Source organism: Streptomyces sp. NPDC001002, from assembly GCF_053599215.1.
The window spans coordinates 1-3,844 of record NZ_JBSFLV010000284.1 but is presented as its reverse complement, the minus strand read 5'-3'; the positions used below and the strand labels follow the sequence as shown (position 1 = coordinate 3,844).

General features: G+C 71.6%; 2 protein-coding genes. One reads left to right on the top strand and one right to left on the bottom strand.

Going from position 1 to position 3,844, the window contains the following annotated elements; all coding sequences use genetic code 11:
- A partial coding sequence (locus ACWDR3_RS47385) for an amidohydrolase family protein (protein WP_450358891.1) occupies window positions 1-2,162 on the top strand: 2,162 nt, incomplete at its 5' end.
- Between the two features lie 16 nt (window positions 2,163-2,178).
- Here ACWDR3_RS47385 and ACWDR3_RS47380 read toward each other — a convergent pair.
- Window positions 2,179-3,606 carry a lamin tail domain-containing protein gene (locus ACWDR3_RS47380; RefSeq protein WP_450358890.1) on the bottom strand — a complete coding sequence of 476 codons (1,428 nt, stop codon included), beginning with the start codon at window positions 3,604-3,606 and terminating at the stop codon, window positions 2,179-2,181.
- Between the last annotated feature and the right edge of the window lie 238 nt (window positions 3,607-3,844).

Here is a 3,844-nt window from a genome sequence, read left to right as displayed (position 1 = left end):
CGAAGGCGTACGACCTGGGGGAGGCCCGCACTCGACCGGTCCGCGCCCTTCATCTCCCCGCCCTGTCGCCCGACGGCCGCCAGATCGCCTTCGCGGCCCTCAACTCGCTGTGGTTGGGCACGAGTTCGGGCGGGTTGCCGCCCCGCCGACTGCATGCCGCGTCCTCAACCCGTTATCTGCTCGGGCCCACTTGGGCGCGTGACGGGAAGTCGCTCGTCTACGTCGACGACCGTGACGGACTCCTCGGTGTGTACCGGCACGATCTCGCCACCGGAGCGGAGACCGCGCTCGCGACCGGCGGCCGGACGTTCCCGGCGCTGTCGCCCGACGGGCGGCGGCTGGCCTGTCTCGACCTGACCGGACGGCTGATCGTCCGCGACCTGGCCTCCGGCGAGGAACGCGTCCTGGTCACGGCGCTCGGCGGGGGCGGACAGCCAGGTCGGCCCAGCTGGTCGCCGGACGGGCGGTATCTCGCACTCTGCGACCGCAACCGCCTCAACTCCCGCTTCCGGGAGGGCTACAACGTCATCCGGGTCGTCGACACCACGACCGGCACCGACCGCCTCCACACGGTCGCGCCCCATACGTCGATCGCCGACCGGTACGACTCCGGACCGGTCTGGTCGCCCGACGGCCGCTGGATGGCGGTGATCGTCGAGTCGGCGCTGTGCCTGTTGCCCGTGGCCGCCGACGGCACCCCGGACGGCGAGCTGCGCACCCTCACCACCGAGCCGGCCGACCACCCCTCCTGGTCCGGCGACTCCGCCACCCTCCTCTATCTCTCCGGCAGCCGACTGCGGCTGCTCGCCCTCACCGGCGGCACCGCCCGTACGGTCCGCATCCCGCTCGACACCACCAGGCCCACCCCCGCCGACGTCGTCGTGCACGCCGGACGCCTGTGGGACGGCACCGGCGAGGGGACCCGCGACGACGTCGACATCCTGGTGCGCGGCGGACGCATCGCGGCGGTGGAGGCGCACAAGGCGGGACGGTCGGCCGCCCTGCGCAAGGTCGACGCCTCGACCGGAACCGTCATCCCGGGACTGTGGGACACCCACACCCACCCCTGGCAGAGCACCTACGGCGGACGCCAGACCGTCGGCCAGCTCACCTACGGCATCACCACAGCCGTCTCCCTCGGCGGGTTCGCGTACGAACAGGCCCGGATCCGCGAGGCGGTGCTCGGCGGACACCTCGCCGGGCCCCGGCTGCTGACCACCGGCGAACTCCTCGACGGGGCACGGGTCGCGTACAGCATGGGCCGCGCCCACCGAACCCGAGAGGGCCTGCGCCGGTCACTGGACCGGGGGGAGTCCCTGGACTGGGACTTCGTCAAAACCTATGTACGCGCGCCGGGTTGGGTGATGGAGGAGGCCGCCCGCTTCGCCCACGAACGCCTCGGGGTGCGGGCCGGCAGCCACCTGCTCTCGCCCGGGGTCCAGCTCGGCCAGGATGTGACGACCCATCTGCAGGCCACCCAGCGCGCCGAGTTCGGGCACGCCATCACCGCGACAGGCCGTGCCTATCAGGACGTCGTGGAGATCTACAGCGCGCGCGGTGTCGGGTTCTCGCTCATCGCGACCCCGTTCACGGCCGCGCCTCTCCTCGGCGAGGAGCCCGCGCTCGCCGACGACCCGCGCGTGACCGTGGTGATGCCGCCGTGGGACTCGGCGGCCGTGACCCAGGCGGCCGGCATCCCGCCCACGGCGGCCCAACTCGCCACCCTCCGCACCGAGACCGACATCTACCGGCGGGTCCTGGCCGCCGGTGGCCTCGTCGCCCTCGGCACGGACCAGCCGCTCGTCCCGGTCGGCCTCTCCCTCCACCTGGGCCTGCGCGCCCTGCACCGCGGCGGCCTCTCCCCGGCCCAGGCCCTGCGCACCGCGACCGTCCTGCCCGCCCGCCTCTTCGGCCTCGATCGCGACCTCGGCACGGTCGAGGAGGGCAGGCTCGCCGACCTGACCGTCGTCGACGGCGACCCGTTCACGGACTTCGCCGACCTGGTGCGTACGGTCTCCGTCCTGCGCGGTGGAGTGCCGTACTCCACCGAGGAGTTGGTCGCCGCCTTCGAGCCGTCTGCCCGGCGCACCGTGGCCGCCGCGGACGACTGGCTCACGGTGGGCCGGCTGATGCGCAGGGACGGTTGCTGCGACGGTCACTGAGTCCGACGGTCCGGCGTCAGCAGGTGATCGTGCCCCTGCGCAGGGCGTGGCCGCTCGTGTTGCTGTCGTCGGACCAGTACACGGGCTTGGTGCCGCCGGAGCAGGCGTCGGCGCCGGACACGGCGAAGCCCTCGTTGTTGAGGTCGGCCATGCCCGAAGGGCGGTTGTAGATGGCCGTGGTGGCGAAGGCACCGGAGGAGTTGATCTTCAGCGTCCGGTGCTGGCCGTCGCAGGTGTCGTCGCACACGGCCCAGAGCCGGGAGGCCTGCGGTTCCCACTGCAGCTCCATGACGCCGGCCATGCCGCTGCTGACGGTCGCGACGCGGGTGAAGGTGCCCGAGTCCTGGAGGACGTACCCGTAGATGGTGCCGGTGCCCTCGACGCCGACGAAGAACACGCCCGAGGTGTGGGCGCCGTAGCGAGTGGGGTCATAGGCCGAGCCGGTCGAGGAGTCCTTGAAGCCGGCGGCCGTCAGAGCGGTGTCGGGGATCCAAGTGATGCCTTCAAGTCCGAGGTTGGAGCCGACCGACGGCAGGTCGGACGTCAGGTTCCACTCCTTCGTTGCCGTGAGCGTGGTGCTTGTGGAACTCACGTCGTAGCGCAGGACGGACAGCCGGCTGGTGCCGGACGAGTCACCGTTGCGCTCGCTCGCGACATACGCGCCGCCTGTGGCGCCGGCGCCGGTCAGCGTGACGCCCTCACTGTCCGGCGTGCCCGAACCGCTCGGGAAACGGAGGGACTTGCCTGAGGTCCAGCCGCTGGTGGTGTCCGCCTTCCACGCGGTCGAGCCGTTCGGCACCAGACGCCAGAGCTTGCCGCTGTTCTGCGCCGCCCACAGCACGTTCCCCTCCTGGTAGAGGCCGCTCAGATCGGAGCCGAACGCGTTGGAGGCGTCGGCGGTCGCGATCGAGCTGCCGCCGGGCCAGGCCGTCGGTGAAATGCCGCCGCTGCCGCAGGCGTTGGGGCCGCCGAGCGTCAGGGCGGCGGAGCCGAAGGCACCCGTGCCGTCGGGGCAGCGCGACCACGACGGGTCGGAGTGCTCCGACCAACTGAAGCTGTCGACCAGCGTGCTGCCGTCCGGGAGGTAGAGGCGGGCCTGGTCGTCGGAGCCGAGACCGAACGCGTCATGGACGTCGAAGGCTCGGAACGCGCCGGGGGCGAGCGAAGTCCCGGACGCTATCGCGTACTTCGAGCTCTTGTTGTCGTCCTTGAGGATCCAGCCCGAGAGGTCGACCGTGGCGGTTCCCTTGTTGTACAGCTCCACCGAGTCGTTGACGTCCCCGGTGGTCACCACCTCGTTGATCCGGATGTCGTCGGCCGCCGCCGCGTGGGCCGGGGACGCCGTGAGGGCGCCGACGGCCAGCGTCGGGCCGACGAACCCGGTGACCCCGACGAGGAAGAAGCGGAAGATGCGGTGCCGGCGGCGAACGCGCGATTCGATCACGAAGATCCGTCCTGAGATCGTTTGACAGGCCGCCAGGACCCTTCCTACCTGGCCCGAACGGGTGCCTTCGCGCGAGTGAGTGCCGTATGAACGATGGACGAACCAGTGCGCCGAACCCAGTGCGCGGAATCGTGGGGCGTGCGCCTTGCAGCAGCCGTGAGGATCCATGAACGAGAACGAGACCAAGGTCATCGTGCCGTCGAGGCCGGGCGTGGCTCCGGGACACCCGCGTCGACGG